The organism is Ruegeria sp. CF3 (genome assembly GCF_056537365.1).
Genome location: NZ_JBQFRK010000001.1, coordinates 145,581 through 166,679 on the forward strand (window position 1 = coordinate 145,581; position 21,099 = coordinate 166,679).

The following is a 21,099-nucleotide window of genomic DNA, read 5'->3' on the forward strand; positions in this document are numbered from 1 at the left end:
ATGCAACGAGGCTTTCCATGCTGCCCGAACTCAATGACTTGAACAGTTTCCGCAATGCGCTGACCGGCGCACCCGGTCCGGACACCGCTGCCAAGCAGGGCGCGGAAGAGCGCAACGGTCAACTAACCAAACCGCCCGGCGCGTTGGGGCGGCTTGAGGATCTGGCGATCTGGTATGCAGGTTGGCGCGGGGATGCGCGGCCTCAGATCGATGCGCCGCAGGTCATCGTGTTTGCGGGCAACCATGGCGTAACTGCTCAAGGTGTCTCGGCGTTCCCGCCCGAAGTGACGGTGCAGATGGTCATGAATTTCGAACATGGCGGCGCGGCGATCAACCAGTTGGCAAAGGCTGCGGGCGCGAAGATGGACGTGCACGCGCTGGAGCTGGACCGTCCGACCGCAGATTTTACCCAAGCCCCCGCGATGAGCGAAGAGGAATTTCTAAGCGCACTGCGCACAGGATGGCAGGCGGTTGATCCGCAGGCCGATCTGCTGGTTGTTGGAGAGATGGGGATCGGAAATACCACGCCGGCTGCCGCCATCGCTTGCGCGCTATTTGGCGGGGATGCTGCCGACTGGACTGGCCGCGGGACCGGTGTGGATGATGCAGGTCTGGCGAACAAAACCAGGGTTGTTGCGGAAGGCGTCGCTCTGCATGGTCAGGGCGATGGACTTCATATTCTAAGGTGCCTCGGCGGACGCGAGATTGCGGCTATGGCGGGTGCGATAGCCGCCGCGCGCGTATTGCGGATACCGGTAATTCTGGATGGATTCATCTGCACCGCAGCTGCAGCCTGTCTGGCGCAGATTTCGGAAACAACGCTTGATCACACCATCGCGGGCCACCAAAGCGCCGAGGGCGCGCATGCCGCGATGCTGGGCAAGCTCGGCAAGGAGCCATTGCTGACCCTCGGCCTGCGCTTGGGCGAGGGCTCGGGCGGGGCGTTGGCGATCAACATTCTGAAAAGCGCGGTTGCTTGCCATTCCGGCATGGCGACATTCGCTGAAGCGGGTGTGTCGGACGGTTAAGCCGACTTCTTGGCGTGTTCCTCGGCCAGTTCCAGCAGCGCGGTTTCCAGATCTTTTTCCAGTTGCCGCGCACGCTCGATGTATTTCTTGTTTTCGGCTGTGGGCATGCCGGGGATCCACAGTTCTGCAAGCTCGCGCACCGATCCCCGGTCGTGGTGATAAAAGGTTTGTTCAGCTTGTGCGGCCTCGTATTCACTGAGGCCAATGTTCTCCAATACATAGCGGCCCGCGCGTAGCGATCCGTCGAACATCTCGCGGACAATATCGTTGGCCCCTGCCTGATACAGTTCATAGACATGGTTGCGGTCGCGGGCGCGGGCGATGATGTGCAGATCGGGCCGCTGGCGGCGGGCATATCCGACGAGACGGGTGACCTGTTTGTAGTCATCCATGGCCGCGACAAGGACCGCTGCCTTTTCGATTCCAGCAGCGCGCAGCAATTCGGGGCGAGTGGGGTCGCCAAGGAAGCCTTTGACACCGAACCGTCGCATCAGCTGGATCGTTTCGATATCGTGGTCCAGAACAACTGTTTTAAACCCGCTTGCCTGTACCAGCCGGTTGACGATCTGCCCAAAGCGACCGATCCCGGCGATGATGACAGGGCCTTTTTCGTCGATCTGATCGGGTTCAACCTGCGGATTGCTCTCGCCGAGAAAGCGCGAAAGTACGTCGTAGACGATAAACAGAAGCGGTGTGATCAACATGGTCAGCGCGATGATCATCAACAGTTTTTGCGACAAGCCCGGCGGAATCACGTTCTGCTGCGTAGAAAACGCCAACAAGACAAAGCCGAATTCACCGGCCTGGGCCAAACCCAGCGTGAACAGCCAGTGATCGCGCCCGCGCAGCTTGAAGGCGCGCCCGACGATGAACAGGATGATCCCCTTGGCCAGTATGACCAGTAAGGCCAAACCGATCAGGTCAAACGGGTCGGCGAAGAAATACCCGATATCGATCCCAGCGCCCACGGTGATGAAGAACAGGCCCAGCAACAGCCCCTTGAACGGCTCAAGGTCGCTTTCCATTTCGTGTCGGAACTCCGAACTGGCCAGAACCACTCCGGCCAGAAACGCGCCAAGAGCGGGCGACAGGCCCACAAGGGTCATCAGGAACGAGATGCCGACCACGATCATTAGCGCCAGTGCCGTATACATTTCGCGCAGGTGGGTGGCGTGGATGAAACGGAACAGTGGGCGGGTCAGGTAGATGCCGGCCAATACGACAAACGCGACGGCGCCAATGGTGACAAGCGTAACGGCCCAGCCGGGCAGACCTTCGACCAGCGAGAGTTTGGCGTGATAATCCGCGTCTTTGGCTATGCCTACGCCACGGCTGATGGAGCCGTCATCTTCGATGTGGATACTTGCGGGCAGGGCAAGCAGCGGCAGGAAAGCTAGGATCGGGATTACGGCAATGTCCTGCGTCAGCAGGACCGAGAAGGTCGCTCGACCTCCGTTGGTTTGCATCAGGCCCTTTTCGGACAGGGTCTGCAGCACGATTGCCGTGGAAGAAAGCGACAAGGTCAATCCAACCGCCAGCGCTACCGACCATTGATGACCCGCATAGAACGCCACAGCTGCGATTGCTGCGGTCGACAGGCCGACCTGCAGCCCGCCCAAGCCTAACAATTTGTCCCGCATATCCCACAAGGCACGGGGCTCAAGCTCGAGCCCGATCAGGAACAGCATCATCACGACGCCGAATTCGGCCACATGCTGCAGGCTTTCCGTCTCGGCCCCGACAAGGCCCAAAATGGGACCAATCGCGATGCCTGCGGCCAGATAACCCAGCACCGATCCCAGACCCAGACGGGCGGAAAGCGGCACCGCGATCACCGCAGCTGCCAGATAGATCGATGCCTGATAAAGGAACTCGTTCATTATTGTCCTCTTAAATCCGCTCAGGTCGGGAGCGGCGCGTCGCGTTTCAATTGGTCCATCACGATCTGGCTTTGCACCCGTGCAACTGCAGGATGCGGCAGGATCACTTCGTGAAGCAAGGTATTGAGTGCGGATAAGTCGTCACAATAGACGTGAAGCAGGTAATCTGCCTCACCTGTCATCGTCCAGGCGCTGGTGATCTCGGGGCGGGTGTTGACCATGCGGGCGAAGCCTGCGGATTGTTCGGGGCCATGAGTGCCCAGATGCACCTGAATGAACCCCTGAACCTGTAGCCCCAGCCTCAGCGGGTCCAGTCGTGCGGTGTACCCAGTGATGTAACCCTCGGCCTCAAGGCGCTGTCGGCGACGGCCCGCCTGACTGGCGGATAGATTCAGCACATCACCCAATTGCTGCGACGTCAGATGCGCGTCGCGCTGCAAAGCTGCGAGTATTCCGATATCAATCCGATCCAGCACGTGCGGCGTTTCCTCAAGATTTGCAATCAATATGCGGAAAGTACGCATCTAAACTTAGTTTATACGAAAACAATGCGCAGAAACAGCACTCATTAAGGCGTATTTTTGAATCAGCAAAGAAATTCCTGTTTTCCGAGGAGACGCGCCATGGGTCCTTTCCCGCATAACGCCCCGAAATCTGTCATCAGCGAAGAAAACCCAGCCGGTACCGACGGGTTTGAGTTTGTTGAATTCGCACATCCCGAGCCGCAAGAGCTGCGAGACCTGTTTGCGCGAATGGGCTTCGACTATGTCGGCTATCACCGCAACACCCCCAAGGTCGAGCTTTGGCAACAGGGTGATGTAACCTACATCCTGAACGCGGATCCTGATAGTTTTGCAGCCAAATTCGTGGCCGAGCACGGCCCCTGCGCCCCTGCCATGGGCTGGCGCGTTGTTGATGCTCAGAAGGCTTATGAGCACGCGATCGCCAAAGGGGCTGAGCCTTATGATGGCGCAGACAAGACCATGAACGTTCCGGCGATTAAGGGCATTGGTGGTTCGCTGATCTACTTCATCGATCAGTATTATGACACCTCGCCCTACAACGAGGAATTTGAATGGCTGGAGCAGTCAAAACCGCGCGGCGATGGGTTCTACTATCTCGATCACCTGACCCACAACGTGTTCAAGGGCAACATGGACAAGTGGTTCAAATTCTATGGCGACCTGTTCAACTTCCGTGAAATCCGCTTTTTCGACATTCAAGGTAAGTTCACCGGGCTTTACAGTCGCGCGTTGACTTCACCTTGTGGTCGCATCCGCATTCCGATCAATGAAGATCGTGGAGAGACCGGACAGATCGTCTCCTACCTGAAGAAGTACAATGGCGAAGGCATCCAGCATATCGCGGTGGGCAGCGACGATATCTACGCCTCGACCGATGCCATTGCCGAGAAGGGTCTGAAGTTCATGCCCGGTCCGAACGAGGCCTATTATGACATGTCTTACGACCGTGTGTCCGGCCATGATGAGCCCAAGCATCGGATGATGAAGCACGGCATTCTGATCGACGGCGAAGGTGTAGTTGATGGCGGTGAGACCAAGATTCTGCTGCAGATCTTTTCGAAAACAGTCATTGGCCCGATCTTCTTTGAGTTCATTCAGCGTAAAGGGGATGACGGGTTTGGTGAGGGCAATTTCAAAGCCCTGTTTGAATCGATCGAACGCGAGCAGATCGAGTCGGGTGAAATCTCGGCAGCCTAAACATGAATCAATGAAATCAACCGAGCGCCGTGTCTGACCGACATGGCGCATTTTCTTTACCCGCGCGGCATCTTGAGCGTGATGTTCTTGCCGCGCTTCTGATAGCGCAACTCGCTGTCGCCGATGGCGATGACATTACCTCCGTCGATGCGATCGCCCACCTTCAGCTTTTTGTAGCGTCCGCTGGGCAGGCGGACCAAAGCACGGCGGTTTGCCGGGGTGCCGTACACGCCGATTAGGTTCAACTTGCGCAGGTTAATCGCGTTGTCGATGGTTGCTTGTCTCGCAACTGACGCGGAAGACGGAATTTTGGGATTGACCGTTCTGGGCTGGAACGAACCAACTTCATCGGCATTACTGGCCACATTTGCGGTCGAGGCTAGCGCTGCACTCCCAGAACTAGGTTGCCGTGTCGCGCGCGCCGTGATGCTGGCAGGCCTGATTTTTGGACGGGGTACCCGTACAACAGCCAGCGCAGTCGGGGTTTCATCGACCTGCGGAGGGGTTTGCAGAGACTTGGGCCGCAGCTTGGGCCGGACCGAGGCCAGTTCTTGCCGGGATCGACCGCCAAGTTGCTGGCGTTCGAATTGATCCACCAGATTTTCCGGGCGTGGCCGTGGGCGAAACGCCGCGAGTCTCTCATCGACCTCTTCTACGACAACGGGTTCTGTTTCGAACCTGGTTGGGGGGTCGGGGGGCACAGATGCGGGACGACCCAGATAAACCATAACGCCGGCCGGGTTCAGTGTGCCTTCGGCGCTTGGCGTCACAAGTCCGCGTTCATCCAGGTTGAACCGCTGCCCCGCTTGGCCTGGCAAAGAGATCGACTCAAAAGACGCATCTGTGTCCAGGCTGGCAAGTTCGGGTAGTGCGACGGAATCGGTCGACAGGTCCGAGCGATCGACCGATGTGAGATATTGATTATCCACGCCAGCCACAGGCGCTGGCTCCAGATCTGAAGGTTCAACAGGGGCGGTGCCGGTAAACTCACGAAACTCGGTTCTGCTCTCTGGCAGATCAGCGATGTCTTCGACCGGCTCCGGTTCAATCTTCAGTGCTTCGAGAATGGCCTCGTCCGTGGGGGTGAGCACCGGTTCTTCCTCTGCCACTTCAGGTTCTTGTGGGAGGCTTGCGATCTCGGTTTCCTGAGGTTCGGGCTGTGTCTGCGGTTCTGCCGTCACAATTTCTGGCTCTGGCTGCAGCTCGGGCTCTAACGGCTCGGCCACTTCGACAATTTCGGGGTCAGAGCTGTTGTAAGACCAGACACCCAGCAACATTCCAACCACAACCGACGCTGCGATCGCAGGAATTGCAAAGCGTTTCAGATCCGTTCCTGTCTTGGCAGACGAGGGCAGTGCTTTGGTAGCAGGCTCAAATGCAGGGGGGGCTGCATCTTCAGCGATGGCGTGAACCGGTATGTCCGGCGTATCAACGGGTTTGGGGGCCGCAATCACAGCGTCCTCATCCACAATGATCGGCAGTTCCAGAAATGGCGCGTCCAGAGCATCGTTGCCGGTTGCGCTGACCCAGAATGCCTCGGGGATAAAGCCATGATCGGTGGCAAATGCGCTGGCTTCGTCCAGCGTTTGCTGGGCCACAGCGGCAACCGGGGTCTCAGTCCCCACGTCGCCCGCGACATAAGCCAGCTCTGATAGCTCATAGGGCGTGGCTGCGGCCAACGTATCCTTGACCTTTTTCGCCGCTGCATCGGTGTCCAAACCATCGGTGTCGACAACCAAGCGGCGCACCTGATCGGATGGAATCACAAGCTTGCAACTCAGGTCATTTTCCAGCGCGAATCCTTGATCCCGAAGGGCCTGCATCTGGTCCGCGAAATCCGACGCATCTAACGGAACGGTTCCAATGCAGTACCAGTCTCCATCCGACTGATGATGCAAGGAAATGCCGTTTTCAGAAAATGACAGCGCAAAGGCGGGTTTCATAATCGCGATGAACCATAATTGTCGGCTTTTATGCAAACGCTTAGATGTCTGCCCGCCGAGATTAGAGCAGGAACTCGCCGAGGGAAAGAAAAAGGCACGTTTCCCCCTTGCCGTGTACGGGCCCGACCACCCATCTTGAGAGCAAGCATCAAGGAGGGATCATCTTGAAGACACTTGCTTTTTTGGCCGCCATGGCCGCTGCCACCGCGACTCTGCCCGCCCATGCGGAAGAACGTCGCATCTCGGTCAGCGGGACCGGTACGGCTCTGGTTGCACCCGATATGGCAACGATAACACTGGGCGTGACCAATCAGGATGCGCAGGCATCGGTAGCGATGCAGGCGACCTCGGATGCGGTGACGCAGATCCTCAAACGACTGGACGAAATGGGATTGGAGGCGCGCGATGTTCAGACGCGCGATCTTTCGCTTTCACCGGTCTGGTCGGGGCGCAGCAATTCCAGCAATGAGCCACCCAAGATCACTGGGTTCACCGCGTCCAACCGCGTTTCGGTTCGCGTACGGGATCTGGATAATCTGGGCCAGATCATGGATGCGGTCATCAAGGATGGTGCGAATGATTTCGGCGGTCTGAGCTTTGGCGTGCAAGAGCCCAAACCGCTTGAGGCTGAAGCACGGGCCAAGGCTGTGGCAGATGCGACCGAGAAGGCGCAGCAACTAGCGCAGGCGTCCGGGGTTACGCTGGGTCCCGTCCTATCGATCAACGACCACGGCGGAGGTGTTCGCCCGATGGCTCAGATGCGCGAGATGGCTATGTCGGACGCCGGTGGCGTGCCGGTCGCAGGCGGAGAGATTTCCGTTTCGGTCAATATCGCGATGGAGTTCGAAATCGCGGAGTAATCTACGATCCAACCCGGGCTTGCAGCGGTTGGCGCTGCTGGCCCGATGCATCGAAATTCCCCGGCGCAAGCCAGTTCTCGAAGGCCGCCCGAATGCGCGGCCATTCGCTATCGATTATCGAAAACCACGCCGTATCCCGGTTGCGCCCTTTGTAATGGGTCGCCTGCCGGAAGACGCCCTCGAACGTGAAACCCAAACGTTCGGCTGCACGCTTTGATGGAGCGTTCAGCGCATCGCATTTCCATTCGTAGCGGCGATAGCCAAGCTCATCGAATACCCGGCGCATCATCAGATACATCACTTCGGTCGATTGCGGTTTACGCTGCAGCAGAGGCGAGAAATGGATGTGGCCCACTTCGATCGCACCCGCTGCTGGTTCGACCCGCAAATACGAGGCCATCCCCACGGGCACCTCATCCGCGTCGAGCACCGTATGGAACATCGGGTCCGCATCCATGCAGTTTGACTGCGCCCATGCGGTGAAATCCGCCTCAGAGTCGAACGGGCCGTAGGGCAGATAAGTCCAATTGTGGCCGTCCATGTCATTGGCAAACGCCCGGTACAAGCCAGGCGCGTGCCTGTTTACATCCAGTGGCACAACGGAACAGAACCGGCCCTGCATCGGTGTGTAAGGCGGGGTGGGGCGAGGAAACTCGCCCGCGACCGACAAGCCGATGGGTTGACCCAGTTCATTTGTGTTGTGCCCGGTCATCGGATCAGGCGCTGGCTTTGGACAGAGCCTGATCGAGATCAGCGATCAGATCGTCTGCATCCTCGATCCCGATGGACACGCGCACCACTCCAGGGCCTGCGCCTGCAGCTTCCTGCTGCTCGGGCGTCAACTGACGGTGTGTGGTCGAGGCCGAGTGGATGATCAGCGACCGTGCGTCGCCAAGGTTGGCCACGTGGCTGAAGATCTCAAGCGCGTTCACCAGCTTTACGCAGGCGTCATAGCCGCCCTTGACCGCAAAGGTGAACAGGGCGCCCGCGCCGCGCGGGTAGTGCTTTTTTACCCTGTCGCTATAAGGCGAGGATGGCAGGCCAGCATATGTCACGTAATCCACACGGTCGTCTGCCTCGAGCCACGCCGCTATTTTCTGCGCGTTTTCGACATGGCGCTCCATCCGTAGCGATAGCGTTTCTATCCCCATCAGTGTGTAATGCGCCGCCTGAGGGTTCATCGTCATGCCCAGATCGCGTAGACCGATCGCGATGCCGTGGAATGTAAAGGCGAGCGGGCCGAAGGTCTCGTGGAATTTCAGGCCGTGATAGGCGGGTTCGGGTTCGCTGAGCGAAGGAAACTTGTCATTTGCCGACCAGTCGAACTTGCCCGAATCCACGATGCAGCCGCCGGTCACGGTGCCGTTTCCGGTCAGGTACTTGGTGGTCGAGTGCACGACCAGCGTCGCGCCCTGTTCAATCGGGCGGCACAGGTAGGGCGTGGCAGAGGTGTTGTCGACGATCAGCGGAATGCCTGCTGCATCGGCTAAATCCGCCAGAGCACGGATATCAGTGACATAGCCGCCGGGATTGGCGATGGATTCGCAGAATACTGCACGGGTGTTTTCGTCGATAGCGGCCTTCACAGCGTCCAGATCATCGGTATCAACGAATTTGGCCGACCAGCCGAAACGTTTGATCGTCTGGCTAAACTGCGTCACCGTCCCACCGTAGAGGCGGGTCGAGGCGACAACATTGCAGCCCGGCCCCATCAGCGGGAACAGCGCCATGATCTGCGCTGCGTGTCCCGAGGAACAGCAGACCGCACCGACACCGCCTTCAAGCGTCGCCACACGTTCCTGCAGCACCGCAACAGTCGGGTTGGTCAGTCGCGAATAGATAAAACCCACTTCCTGCAGGTTGAACAACGCGGCGGCGTGTTCCGCGTCGCGAAATACATATGCCGTGGTCTGGTAGATCGGTGTCTGGCGCGCGCCTGTGGCAGGGTCGGGGCGGGCCCCGGCGTGAATTTGCAGCGTGTCAAAACCGTAGGTGGGTCCGTCAGACATCGAGGAAATCTCCTGTTGGAATGTGTGTTGCTGAATCTCTAGGACATTGGCTCGCCCGGCACAATGTCCGCGTCACCGCAGCCAAAGCCCCTTGGACTTGATCGTTTTGCGAATGACCTGTTCGCGTGCGGGCAGGTTGTTTCGGTCGAACAATGCCCGGATCTTCGCACCCTTGCGCTGTATCACGAGCTTCTTCAGTGGATCATAGCCTTTGAGCACTTTTTTGATCTTGTTCGGGGCCACGACGGTTTCCAATATCTCGACCACATGATCGCTTTCGCGGGCGTAGAGCATCGGGAACAGGCGATAGTGGCAGCTGATCCGACCATCCAGCAGGCCCTCGGGCAGGGCATCCCGTCCGCCACCGAAGGAATGGATGACCAGCGGCAAGGCGATCTGATCTAGCCACGGGTTCAGAACTTGCCCGGTCAGTTCGGGGATTTCCTCGTCGCGAATGGTGCGGGCATAGCCCATAAACCGCTCACCAAATTGGCGGGGGCATTTGTAGAAGAAATAACCGGCGTTAAAATACAGGTAGCGCCGCCAATAACCCTCGGGCTGGCTGGGATCGAGAGAGCTTTCGAAATCCAGCCCGAACCGGTCATACAGTGCGCGCCAGATACCCTCATATCCTGGGCCGTAGAGCGTGGGTTTGGGCCATGTTCCCTCGACCCGAAGTGAGGCGCCGGGCTGTTCGAAATCGAACGGGACGTCGGAAATTTCGCCGGTGATCAGAGTGTCGGAGTCGAAGAAGACAAAGGGCTCACCCTCTGGCATCGCCAGCAAAGCTTCGATCTTGTTGCCATTGGGATAGCTCGAGCCAAAAGCATGAGACTCAAAAGGCAGAATCTCGGCACCCAGATGCTGCAGGGCTTCAAGAACTTCGGCATCCTGAATGCTGGGGTTCTGAGGCCAAAGAGGGCCGGGCTGTGGCACCCCCACGAACAGCCGACCTTTGAACCCTGATGAGCTGTGGCGCAGCGAGGCGGCGAAAAGCAATGCCTCGTATTGCAGCCGGTTGTTTTGCCCGATGATGAGGATGTTAAATGTCGCCGGGCTTGCCTGCATCGTATTGCGCTTTCTGATCGGGCCGGTATTCGGCCGCTGCCTCAACCGGAAGTACAACAAGCTGTGAAGGGCGTCAAAACCCCAAACATGACCGGTTTGCAAATCCGGCTCGTGCTCCCATCTAATGTGACAGCAACGCAGGGGGATTGCATATGCGGGTCAATGCAGATTTCACACAGCGGGTCGCCGTTCACTTTGATCAGACCGAATGGGTCGCGTCACCGGTTGCTGGCGTCGAACGCAAGATGCTGGACCGCATTGGCGAGGAAGTGGCGCGTGCCACAACCATCGTGCGCTTTGCCCCCGGCAGCGCGTTTTCATCGCATACTCATGACGGTGGTGAGGAATATCTGGTGCTGGACGGAGTGTTCCAGGATGAAACCGGAGATTCCCCTGTCGGCAGCTATGTACGCAATCCCCCGACGTCCTCCCATACATCCTCGGCCAGCGAAGGCGCGACTATTCTGGTCAAATTGCATCAGTTCGACCCCAATGACTGCACCGAGGTTCGGCGCTCGATCAACGGGGCGGAGATATCGATTTGTTCAAGGATGTGCATGAGGATGTCCAGGTGCAAACCTGGGGCGCGGGCGAACATATTGAATTGGACGCCGATAAGGGGTTTGAGGTCTTTGTTATCGAAGGTGGCTTTGCCGAGGCGGGCGAAGAATTTGGCACTTGGGACTGGTTGCGCTTGCCGCCTGGATCACGCTTTGCTGCTGTAGCAGGAGAGGGCGGAGCCCGTGTTTGGATCAAATCCGGCCACCTGGGCGGGATGGTCTGAGCCGCCGCTGCCAACAAAATAGGCAATTTCTGACTGAATCCGGGCCATTCCGCCCGGATTTTTCATTTTTTGACCATTTGGCAAATTTTACCAATTGATAAAAAATCAGATTGTGGCAAGCTGGGGTCCATAACAAACATATCTACAGGGAGTAGAGTGATGGCACAGGGCCAGATGGCACCCGGGATCGTCTCCGGGCGGCTTTCCAGCGATGAGCTGACCTCGAATTTCACCGATCTGCATCCGCCGCTGGCCCCGCACGAGGCCGCTGTGGCCGCCGATCGATGCTATTTCTGCTATGACGCGCCATGTGTGACGGCCTGTCCTACGGATATCGATATTCCGTTGTTCATTCGCCAGATTCAGGCCGGGCAACCGCAGGCGGCAGGGCAGACCATTCTGGAGCAGAACATTCTGGGCGGCATGTGTGCCCGGGTTTGTCCGACCGAAACTTTGTGTGAAGAGGCTTGCGTGCGTGAGACGGCAGAAGGCAAGCCGGTCGAGATCGGACGCCTGCAGCGTTATGCAACCGATGATGTGATGGCCTCGGGTGCGCATCCGTTCGAGCGCGCCGCATCAACCGGCAAGACAATTGCCGTGGTTGGGGCAGGGCCCGCCGGTCTGGCCTGTGCGCATCGTCTGGCGATGCTGGGGCACGATGTGGTGATCCACGAAGGCAAGCCCAAGCCAGGCGGTCTGAACGAATACGGGATTGCGGCGTATAAATCTACCAATGATTTTGCACAGGCCGAGGTCGATTGGCTGCTTAAAATTGGCGGGATCGCGATCGAGACCGGTTCGATTCTGGGAGAGACGGTTTCTCTGGAAGGGTTGCAGGAGAACTATGACGCTGTTTTCCTGTCAATAGGACTTGCGGGGGTGAACGCACTGCGGGCTGATGGTGTCGATAAAGACGGGGTGCGCCCGGCGGTCGACTTTATCTCGGATGTGCGACAGGCCAGCGATCTGGTTGATCTACCTGTGGGTCGCAATGTCGTTGTGATTGGCGGTGGTATGACTGCCGTAGATGCGGCAGTGAAATCGAAACTGCTAGGCGCTGAGCACGTCACCATCGCCTATCGCCGAGGTCGCGACGCGATGGGTGCCAGCCGGTACGAACAGGATTTGGCGGCGTCGCATGGTGTTCGGATTCTCTGCAATGTTCAGCCGGTGGCCATTCACGGAAATGGTGCCGCAGCAGAGATCGAATTGGAGTATACTGCGAGCCATGATGGTCGACTGACCGGAACGGGTGAAACTGTCCGTGTGCCGGCTGATCAGGTTCTTAAGGCCATCGGTCAGACGCTTGACGGTGCGCCGGAAGGCCTAACGCTGGATGGCAATAAGATTGCCGTGACGGGGGCGGGACGCACTTCAATGACCGGTGTGTGGGCTGGCGGAGACTGTGCGGCAGGAGGCGAAGACCTGACCGTGACCGCCGTAGCCGAAGGTCGCGATGCCGCGATGGATATCCACGCTGCACTGAGCGCGTGAAACTCAAAGACAAAGATGCAGAGCTGCATCAGGGAGGCCGGATAAATGGCTGATTTAACATCAAACTTTCTTGGAATATCAAGCCCGAACCCGTATTGGCTGGCCTCCGCGCCACCGACGGATAAGGAGTACAATGTTCGCCGCGCCTTCGAGGCCGGATGGGGCGGCGTAGTGTGGAAGACCTTGGGGGCCGAGGGGCCTCCGGTCGTGAATGTGAACGGCCCACGCTATGGCGCGATTTATGGCGCGGACCGCCGGTTGTTGGGACTCAACAACATCGAACTGATCACAGATCGGCCGCTTGAGGTGAACCTTGAGGAAATGGCCCGCGTAAAGGCGGATTATCCAGATCGCGCCCTGATCGCCTCGATCATGGTGCCCTGTGAGGAGGCTGCTTGGAAGGCCATTCTGCCGCGTGTGGCTGAAACCGGTGCGGACGGGATCGAGCTGAATTTTGGCTGTCCGCACGGGATGAGCGAGCGGGGTATGGGGTCTGCCGTCGGGCAGGTGCCGGAATACATCGAAATGGTGACCCGTTGGTGCAAACAGTATTACGACCGCCCAGTTATCGTGAAGCTAACGCCGAACATTACGGATATCCGCAAACCTGCGGCGGCGGCGAAGAATGGGGGCGCGGATGCGGTATCGCTGATTAATACGATCAACTCGATCACCAGCGTCAATCTGGACACCTTCAGCCCCGAACCCTCGATTGACGGTAAAGGCAGCCATGGTGGCTACTGCGGACCGGCGGTGAAACCAATCGCGTTGTCGATGGTGTCCGAGATTGCGCGGGCCGAAGCCACGCATGGGCTGCCGATCTCAGGCATCGGTGGCGTCACCACTTGGCGCGATGCAGCAGAGTTTATCTCGCTGGGTTGCGGCAATGTTCAGGTCTGCACTGCAGCGATGACCTATGGGTTCAAAATCATCGATGAATTGACGGCCGGCCTGTCGGAATGGATGGATGAGAAAGGCTATGCCAATATCGACGAAGTGATCGGACGCGCAGTGCCCAATGTGACGGATTGGCAATATCTGAACCTCAACTACATCGCCAAAGCGAAGATCGATCAGGATCAGTGCATCAAATGCGGTCGCTGTTTTGCAGCCTGTGAAGACACCAGCCATCAGGCGATTTCGATGTCGGCGGATCGGGTGTTCGAGGTTATCGACGAGGAATGTGTGGCCTGCAATCTTTGCGTGGATGTGTGCCCTGTAGAGGGGTGTATTTCCATGGATCCGATGGCCGCCGGAGCGGTTGATCCGCGCACAGGCAAGGTCGTTGATCCTGAATATGCCAATTGGACGACACACCCCAACAACCCCATGGCGAAAGCGGCGGAGTAGTCAGAGATTTTTCGTCGAAAAATCTTGGCGGAGAAAATTCGACGAATTTACTCAGAACAGAATGTCGATGGGTCCGTTGTGGCAGATGATGACATATTGATTGGCGGTGCGGATCAAATGGTATCCGCGCCGTTTCACTTCTGCCTGAAAAGCCGCGTGACCAACCTCCCGTTCGACCCAAGCAACTGAGCGTCGCACAACAGCTCCCGTTCGAGCAGATCGGGACGAGAAAAGCTGGGTGATCCAAGGCTCGGGATCTGAGCGATACGTCATCATGCTCCGAGCTTTTCTCAATAGGGTTAAACGTCTCTTAAGGTGTAAGCAGTTTTCGATAGAGCGTTTCCACGAACGGAACCGCGCCTTCGAAAGGGTCTTCTTCCCCAAGAATTGCCCGGACTTGAACATCGAAATCCGCATAATGCTGTGTCAGCGCCCAGATCGAAAAAATCAGATGATAGGGATGGACTCGTGCAATTTTCCCCTGAGCCATCCAGCTTGTCAGAATCGTGGTTTTTTCATCGACCAGTTTTTTGAGATCGCTGGACAAAGCTTCATGAATGCGCGGCGCGCCCTGAACAAGCTCATTGGCAAAGAGGCGGCTCTCGCGCGGCAGGTCGCGGCTCATCTCAAGCTTGCGTTGGATATAAGACAGTATTTCTTCCAGCGGGTCGCCATCCTCATTCAACGCGTGCAGGGGAGCGAGCCAGACTTCAAGCAGACCCGACAACAGGGCTGTATGGATCGCTTCTTTCGATGGAAAATAATAGAGCAGATTGGGCTTGCTTAGCCCCGCCTCAGCTGCAATTTGGTCGACGGTTGCGCCGCGAAAACCGTGGGCTGAGAACACATTCAGGGCCGCCTCGAGAATCGCTGCTCGGTTCTTTTGCTGAATCCGGGTTGGGGCGCGGTCTTTGGGCATGTTCACCTGTTGTCCTTTTTTCGGCCAGTTGGGCGTCAATTATGTCGAAAATTCCGGCAGGCCACTGCAATTTCTTGACTGATGTCGAACCCGTGATAGCGTGAGTTTGACCAGATGGTCAAATCAAGACACCAAAAGCGAGCCAAATCGCAAGCAACAGGGAAGAACATGATGGCAGCTCCGGCGCAGAATCTCAGGATCAATGGCGACAGGTTATGGGACAGCCTGATGGAGATGGCCAAGATCGGCCCAGGCGTCGCGGGTGGCAACAACCGTCAGACGCTAACGGACGAGGACGCCGAAGGGCGCGCGCTGTTTCAGAAATGGTGCGAGGATGCCGGTTGCTCGATGGGGCTGGACCAGATGGGCAATATGTTTGCCCGACGAGAGGGAGCGGACCCCGAGGCTCTGCCGGTTTATGTAGGGTCGCATTTGGATACGCAGCCCACAGGTGGCAAGTATGATGGCGTTCTTGGCGTGCTTGGTGGGCTGGAGATCATTCGCACGCTGAATGACCTGGGCATCAAGACCAAGCACCCTATTGTGGCCACCAATTGGACCAACGAAGAAGGAACGCGATTTGCCCCGGCGATGTTGTCTTCGGGGGTGTTTGCCGGAATGCACACTCAGGACTGGGCTTATGCACGTGAGGATGCCGAAGGAAAGAAGTTCGGAGATGAACTGAACCGCATCGGTTGGCGCGGCGATGAAGAGGTTGGTGCGCGCAAGATGCACGCTTTCTTTGAGTTGCACATTGAACAAGGCCCGATTCTGGAAGCTGAAGGTAAGGATATTGGCGTTGTAACCCATGGTCAGGGTTTGAGCTGGACCCAGGTTACCGTGACCGGCAAGGATGCGCATACTGGGTCTACACCGATGCCGATGCGCAAGAATGCCGGGCTGGCGATGGCGCGTATTCTTGAGAAAGTGGACGAGATTGCATGGTCGCATGCACCTCATGCCGTGGGTGCGGCGGGGCATATCGATGTCTATCCGAACTCACGCAATGTGATCCCCGGAAAGGCAGTGTTCACGGTCGATTTTCGCTCGCCCGAGTTGGACGTTATCACTGATATGGAGAACCGTCTGCGAGTCGCAGCTGAAGATATCGTCGAAGAGATGGGGCTGCAGATCGAATTCGAGAAAGTGGGCGGTTTTGATCCGGTGAAGTTTGATGAAGGTTGCGTGGCGGCGGTGCGCGATGCGGCTGAGCGGTTGGGGTATTCGCATACGGATATCATCTCGGGCGCCGGGCATGATGCCTGCTGGATCAACCGGGTAGCGCCAACGGCGATGGTGATGTGCCCATGCGTTGATGGGTTGAGCCATAATGAAGCTGAGGAGATCAGCAAGGATTGGGCTGCAGCCGGGGCGGATGTTCTGTTGCATGCGGTCGTTGAGACAGCAGAGATTGTGGAATAGGGGGCTCTGCCCCCGTCGCCCGATGGGCGGCTCCCCCGGGGTATTTTTAGCCAGATGAAGCAAGCGGCGTAGACCGCATCAGGGAGTTTAACATGAGCACTGTAATCAAGAACGGAACCGTTGTGACCGCTGATCTGACCTATAAGGCGGATGTAAAGGTCGACGGTGGTGTGATTACTGAGATTGGGCCGGACCTGCGAGGTGATAAGGAACTTGATGCATCGGGCTGTTATGTCATGCCCGGAGGGATTGACCCGCACACGCATCTGGAAATGCCGTTTATGGGAACCTATTCCAGCGATGATTTCGAAAGCGGCACGCGCGCAGCGCTGGCAGGCGGGACCACGATGGTTGTGGATTTCGCGTTGCCTAATCCGGGCGAAAGCCTGTTGGACGCCCTGAAGCGTTGGGACAACAAGTCTACGCGCGCGAACTGTGATTATTCGTTCCATATGGCGGTGACCTGGTGGGGCGAGCAGGTGTTTGATGACATCAAAACCGTCATCGAGACGCGCGGCATCAACACATTCAAGCATTTCATGGCCTATAAAGGCGCGCTGATGGTGAACGACGATGAGCTATTTGCTTCGTTCAAGCGTCTGGCCGAGTTGGGTGGCACCGCGATGGTCCATGCCGAGAATGGCGATGTGGTTGCTGAACTGAGTGCGAAGCTATTGGCAGAAGGTAATACCGGGCCAGAGGCGCATGCCTATTCCCGCCCGCCACAGGTGGAAGGCGAGGCAACCAACCGCGCGATCATGATCGCGGATATGGCGGGCGTACCGCTCTATGTTGTGCATACTTCCTGTGAGGAGGCGCACGAGGCTATTCGACGCGCCAAGATGCAGGGCAAACGGGTTTGGGGCGAGCCTTTGATCCAACACCTAACATTGGATGAAAGCGAGTATTTCCACCACGATTGGGAGCATGCGGCACGGCGAGTCATGAGCCCTCCGTTCCGGAATAAGCAGCATCAGGACAGCTTGTGGAACGGTTTGCAATCGGGAACTCTGAGCGTCGTGGCCACGGACCATTGCGCCTTTACGACCGAGCAGAAACGATATGGCGTGGGTGATTTCACCAAAATCCCGAACGGGACCGGAGGGCTGGAGGATCGGATGCCGATGCTTTGGACGCATGGGGTGAATACCGGGCGATTGACGCCGAATGAGTTCGTGGCTGTTACTTCAACTAACATCGCCAAGATATTGAATTGTTATCCAAAAAAAGGTGCGGTTCTCGTGGGAGCGGATGCTGATCTGGTGGTTTGGGATCCGGATAAGGCCAAGGTGATCTCGGCTGATACGCAGCAGTCGTCGATCGACTACAACGTCTTCGAGGGCAAAGAGGTGCGAGGGCTGCCTCGGTTCACGCTGACCCGCGGTGCGGTGGCTGTACATGATGGCGAGATTCAGACTCAGGAAGGGCACGGTAAGTTCGTGGCACGTGAGGCCAATACCCATGTGAACAAGGCGCTGAGCACCTGGAAAGAGTTGACAGCGCCCCGGCCTGTTGAGCGGACAGGTATACCGGCAACGGGAGTATAAACCCCTTGGGTCGCCTTTCTGGCGACTCGGGTCTGAGCTTCTTCAAGGCAATGGAATGAATACAGAAAATACTACTCAGCCCGTTATTGAGGCAAGGCAGCTGGATCTTACATTTCAGACGAATGATGGGCCTATTCATGCGCTGAAAGATGTGAACTTGTCGATTGGCAAGGGGGAGTTCGTTAGTTTTATCGGCCCCTCGGGCTGCGGCAAGACGACGTTCCTGCGCTGTATCGCAGCGCTGGAAACACCGACCGGCGGGACCCTGACCGTGAATGGCATGACGCCTGACGAAGCACGGCGAAAGCGCGCTTATGGGTATGTGTTTCAGGCGGCCGGGCTCTACCCGTGGCGGACCATTGCAAAGAACATCAAGCTGCCGCTTGAGATCATGGGCTATTCCTCCGCCGAGCAGGAGGAACGCGTTAGAAAGGTTCTGGAACTTGTTGATCTTGATGGATTTGGCGGTAAGTTCCCCTGGCAGCTCTCGGGCGGGATGCAACAGCGGGCCAGTATTGCGCGGGCCTTGGCATTTGATGCGGATATTCTGCTGATGGACGAACCGTTCGGTGCGCTGGATGAGATTGTGCGCGACCATCTGAACGAACAGCTTCTGGCATTATGGGCGCGCACCGAGAAGACCATCGGTTTCGTAACACATTCGATCCCCGAAGCGGTGTATCTCAGCACCAAGATCGTGGTAATGAGCCCTCGGCCTGGCCGGATCACGGATGTGATCGATAGCCCTCTGCCGAAAGAGCGGCCTCTGGATATCCGTGACACGCCCGAGTTTATCGAAGTCGCCCACCGCGTGCGAGAAGGATTGCGAGCGGGTCATGGGGATGATGTTTGATGGCGGATAAAGGCATCAGACGGGCATCCTGCGAAGATGTGGGGGATTGCGCGCGCATCATCGCGACCTGGGCCGCGCAGACCGATTGGATACCCGAGGAATTGCCAGAAGAAAAGCTGGCGGATCTGATCCTTGAGGCGTTTCCGAACAGGGACATCTGGATCGCAGGTGATCCGATTGATTGCTATATGTCTGTCGATCCGGTCGAACATAAGGTTGGTGCGCTGTATTGTTTGCGCACTGGGCAGGGCATCGGCAAGCAATTGCTGGATAAGGCGAAGGAGGGGCGCGACCATCTTTGGCTGACCACACATGTGCCAAATGTCGACGCGCAACGGTTTTATCGGCGCGAGGGCTTTGTTGAGACGGGAAGAGAGTCTCCGGTGCCACCTGACACGGTGCCTGTCATTCGGATGGAGTGGCACGCATGAAGCAGATCATTGCAGTCCTCACCGTGATCGCCGCCATTGTCGTTGTCTGGTACGCGGCCTGTATTCCTATGAATATCAAAGGGGTTCTGACTGAACAGGAGCGCGCGGGTGCTGAAGTCCAACCACCTTCAGCCAAGGATCGCCGGGACATGGGGGAGATCGGTCTGGCCTTGAACAACGCGTTTGCAATCCCAGCCACATGGGAGCAGGACCGCCCGCGGCTGCCTGCACCGCATCAAGTTGGGATTGAGCTGTGGGAAACCACGATTGAGAAAAAAATCACCTCGAAACGCTCTCTGATTTATCATGGCTGGGTCACGCTGAGCGCTACGATGCTGGGTTTTGCTATCGGAACCGGGTTGGGCATCCTGCTGGCGGTCGGGATCGTGCACAGTCGGGTGATGGATCTGTCGGTGATGCCCTGGGCGATCGTCAGCCAGACCATTCCTATCATTGCGTTGGCTCCGATGATCATTGTTGTTCTATATTCTGTTGGGGTTCAAGGGATCATTCCTAAGGCGATCATTTCGGCGTATCTGAGTTTCTTCCCCGTCGTCGTAGGCATGGTAAAAGGGCTGCGCAGCCCGGATGCTATGCAGTTGGATTTGCTGCGAACCTACAATGCCAGCCGTTCGCAAGGGTTTTGGAAACTGCGGCTGCCGGCCTCGATGCCTTATCTGTTTACATCGCTGAAAATTGGCGTCGCTGCTTCGCTGGTCGGGGCCATTGTTGGAGAACTGCCGACCGGGGCTGTTGCCGGGTTGGGTGCACGGCTGCTGGCCGGTAGCTACTATGGCCAGACGGTACAGATCTGGTCGGCGCTGTTTGCTGCGGCCATTCTCGCCGCCTGTCTCGTCGGGTTGCTGGGGCTGATCGAGCGGACCGTCCTGAAACGAATGGGGATGGCACAATGATACCTATTCTTGGTGCAATCGCTGTCTGGTTATTGGGCTGGTGGTTGAACAGCCGTCTGGCCAGCGGACCCTATTCTGACACACGGATGGTGCGGTTTCTTGCGCCCCTGATCTTCGGTCTGACCGTGATTGGCATCTGGGAACTGGTGGTGCGTGGACTAGAAGTGCCCTTGGTCATCCTGCCCGCACCATCGGTCATCTGGGACCGTTTCTGGGACAGTTTGCCGACACTTTGGGCTGACTTTGTTCAAACGATCATCAAGGGAGCACTCAGCGGCTACATCATCGGCTGCGGTTCGGCCTTTCTCATGGCAATTGCTGTGGATAGATGGGATTTCCTGCGCCTCGGGCTTCTTCCCGTCGGCAACTTCGTTGCAGCGCTGCCGATCGTGGGCACCGCACCCATTCTAGTGATGTGGTTCGGGTTCGACTGGCATTCCAAGGCGGCGGTCGTCGTAGTGATGGTGTTCTTCCCGATGCTGGTGAACACGGTGGCAGGGCTGCGCGAAGCCACATCGATGCAGCGCGATCTGATGGAGACCTATGCCGCCACCTATTGGCAGAGCTTCCTGAAACTTCGCCTCCCCGCCGCTATGCCGTTTATTTTCAACGGGCTAAAGATTTCTACCACTCTGGCGCTGATCGGCGCTATCGTGGCTGAGTTCTTTGGCTCCCCCACATTGGGCATGGGCTTTCGGATATCGACCAGCGTCGGGCAATTGTCGCTGGATATGGTGTGGGCCGAGATTGTGGTGGCCGCGCTGGCGGGGACGGCCTTCTATGGCGTAGTGGCGATGATCGAAAAGGCGGTAACCTTCTGGCATCCGTCGCAGCGAGGATAAAGGAATAACTCAACAGACCCCATAAACGGGGCAA

At 57.5% G+C, this 21,099-nt stretch carries 20 protein-coding genes; 12 read left to right on the forward strand and 8 right to left on the reverse strand.

Annotated elements, in window-relative coordinates; genetic code table 11:
* The first annotated feature begins 17 nt into the window (after positions 1 to 17).
* On the forward strand, positions 18 to 1,028 hold the full coding sequence (cobT, locus tag ACR0KC_RS00785; protein ID WP_480704553.1) for a nicotinate-nucleotide--dimethylbenzimidazole phosphoribosyltransferase: 1,011 nt from the start codon (positions 18 to 20) through the stop codon (positions 1,026 to 1,028).
* On the opposite strand, the gene ACR0KC_RS00790 is transcribed toward cobT, so the two are convergent.
* Entirely contained in the window at positions 1,025 to 2,908 is a 1,884-nt protein-coding gene (locus ACR0KC_RS00790; RefSeq protein WP_170393396.1) for a monovalent cation:proton antiporter-2 (CPA2) family protein, read from the reverse strand. The genes cobT and ACR0KC_RS00790 overlap by 4 nt on opposite strands.
* A gap of 20 nt (positions 2,909 to 2,928) precedes the next feature.
* Positions 2,929 to 3,432, reverse strand: a complete 504-nt coding sequence (locus tag ACR0KC_RS00795; RefSeq protein ID WP_370644441.1) for an Lrp/AsnC family transcriptional regulator — start codon at positions 3,430 to 3,432, stop codon at positions 2,929 to 2,931.
* Positions 3,433 to 3,531: 99 nt separating this feature from the next.
* Between ACR0KC_RS00795 and hppD the strand changes: the two genes are divergently transcribed.
* Positions 3,532 to 4,629 (forward strand): 4-hydroxyphenylpyruvate dioxygenase, encoded by a 1,098-nt coding sequence (hppD, locus tag ACR0KC_RS00800; RefSeq protein WP_170393394.1) that lies wholly within the window; start codon positions 3,532 to 3,534, stop codon positions 4,627 to 4,629.
* A 56-nt stretch (positions 4,630 to 4,685) separates the two neighbouring features.
* On the opposite strand, the gene ACR0KC_RS00805 is transcribed toward hppD, so the two are convergent.
* A complete protein-coding gene (locus ACR0KC_RS00805; protein WP_480704557.1) occupies positions 4,686 to 6,572 on the reverse strand; it encodes a hypothetical protein in 1,887 nt (628 codons plus the stop codon).
* 164 nt (positions 6,573 to 6,736) lie between these two features.
* Between ACR0KC_RS00805 and ACR0KC_RS00810 the strand changes: the two genes are divergently transcribed.
* Entirely contained in the window at positions 6,737 to 7,432 is a 696-nt protein-coding gene (locus tag ACR0KC_RS00810; protein ID WP_170421149.1) for an SIMPL domain-containing protein, read from the forward strand.
* 1 nt (position 7,433) lies between these two features.
* Here ACR0KC_RS00810 and ACR0KC_RS00815 read toward each other — a convergent pair whose 3' ends face one another.
* The 3 genes from ACR0KC_RS00815 to ACR0KC_RS00825 form a co-directional block, all read right to left on the reverse strand.
* A complete protein-coding gene (locus ACR0KC_RS00815; RefSeq protein ID WP_480704559.1) occupies positions 7,434 to 8,144 on the reverse strand; it encodes a GNAT family N-acetyltransferase in 711 nt (236 codons plus the stop codon).
* Positions 8,145 to 8,148: 4 nt separating this feature from the next.
* Positions 8,149 to 9,441, reverse strand: a complete 1,293-nt coding sequence (locus ACR0KC_RS00820) for an O-acetylhomoserine aminocarboxypropyltransferase/cysteine synthase family protein (RefSeq protein ID WP_170405113.1) — start codon at positions 9,439 to 9,441, stop codon at positions 8,149 to 8,151.
* 72 nt (positions 9,442 to 9,513) lie between these two features.
* Positions 9,514 to 10,509: a hypothetical protein gene (locus ACR0KC_RS00825; protein WP_170405116.1), complete on the reverse strand. Its 996-nt coding sequence runs from the start codon at positions 10,507 to 10,509 to the stop codon at positions 9,514 to 9,516.
* Between the two features lie 152 nt (positions 10,510 to 10,661).
* On the opposite strand from ACR0KC_RS00825, the gene ACR0KC_RS00830 reads away from it, so the two are divergent.
* From ACR0KC_RS00830 to preA, 3 genes are all read left to right on the forward strand, one after another.
* Positions 10,662 to 11,234, forward strand: coding sequence for a cupin domain-containing protein (locus ACR0KC_RS00830; protein ID WP_480771370.1), 573 nt, complete (start codon positions 10,662 to 10,664; stop codon positions 11,232 to 11,234).
* 218 nt (positions 11,235 to 11,452) lie between these two features.
* Entirely contained in the window at positions 11,453 to 12,787 is a 1,335-nt protein-coding gene (locus ACR0KC_RS00835; protein ID WP_480704563.1) for an NAD(P)-dependent oxidoreductase, read from the forward strand.
* Positions 12,788 to 12,832: 45 nt separating this feature from the next.
* Positions 12,833 to 14,137: an NAD-dependent dihydropyrimidine dehydrogenase subunit PreA gene (gene preA, locus ACR0KC_RS00840; RefSeq protein WP_170645896.1), complete on the forward strand. Its 1,305-nt coding sequence runs from the start codon at positions 12,833 to 12,835 to the stop codon at positions 14,135 to 14,137.
* A 51-nt stretch (positions 14,138 to 14,188) separates the two neighbouring features.
* Here the strand turns inward: preA and ACR0KC_RS00845 are convergent, their stop codons facing one another.
* Positions 14,189 to 14,335 carry a hypothetical protein gene (locus ACR0KC_RS00845; RefSeq protein ID WP_480584776.1) on the reverse strand — a complete coding sequence of 49 codons (147 nt, stop codon included), beginning with the start codon at positions 14,333 to 14,335 and terminating at the stop codon, positions 14,189 to 14,191.
* Between the two features lie 112 nt (positions 14,336 to 14,447).
* Positions 14,448 to 15,056 (reverse strand): TetR family transcriptional regulator C-terminal domain-containing protein, encoded by a 609-nt coding sequence (locus ACR0KC_RS00850; protein ID WP_170393378.1) that lies wholly within the window; start codon positions 15,054 to 15,056, stop codon positions 14,448 to 14,450.
* A 171-nt stretch (positions 15,057 to 15,227) separates the two neighbouring features.
* On the opposite strand from ACR0KC_RS00850, the gene ACR0KC_RS00855 reads away from it, so the two are divergent.
* From ACR0KC_RS00855 to ACR0KC_RS00880, 6 genes are all read left to right on the forward strand, one after another.
* Entirely contained in the window at positions 15,228 to 16,478 is a 1,251-nt protein-coding gene (locus ACR0KC_RS00855) for a Zn-dependent hydrolase (protein ID WP_170662813.1), read from the forward strand.
* 92 nt (positions 16,479 to 16,570) lie between these two features.
* Positions 16,571 to 18,025 carry a dihydropyrimidinase gene (gene hydA / locus ACR0KC_RS00860; RefSeq protein WP_480771371.1) on the forward strand — a complete coding sequence of 485 codons (1,455 nt, stop codon included), beginning with the start codon at positions 16,571 to 16,573 and terminating at the stop codon, positions 18,023 to 18,025.
* A 55-nt stretch (positions 18,026 to 18,080) separates the two neighbouring features.
* Positions 18,081 to 18,878: an ABC transporter ATP-binding protein gene (locus tag ACR0KC_RS00865; protein WP_170421163.1), complete on the forward strand. Its 798-nt coding sequence runs from the start codon at positions 18,081 to 18,083 to the stop codon at positions 18,876 to 18,878.
* Positions 18,878 to 19,309 carry a GNAT family N-acetyltransferase gene (locus ACR0KC_RS00870; RefSeq protein WP_480771372.1) on the forward strand — a complete coding sequence of 144 codons (432 nt, stop codon included), beginning with the start codon at positions 18,878 to 18,880 and terminating at the stop codon, positions 19,307 to 19,309. The genes ACR0KC_RS00865 and ACR0KC_RS00870 overlap by 1 nt, the downstream gene beginning before the upstream one ends.
* Complete coding sequence (locus ACR0KC_RS00875; protein ID WP_170405143.1) at positions 19,306 to 20,223, forward strand: ABC transporter permease; 918 nt, start codon at positions 19,306 to 19,308, stop codon at positions 20,221 to 20,223. Before ACR0KC_RS00870 ends, ACR0KC_RS00875 begins: the two co-directional genes overlap by 4 nt.
* On the forward strand, positions 20,220 to 21,065 hold the full coding sequence (locus ACR0KC_RS00880) for an ABC transporter permease (RefSeq protein ID WP_480771373.1): 846 nt from the start codon (positions 20,220 to 20,222) through the stop codon (positions 21,063 to 21,065). Before ACR0KC_RS00875 ends, ACR0KC_RS00880 begins: the two co-directional genes overlap by 4 nt.
* Positions 21,066 to 21,099 lie beyond the last annotated feature (34 nt).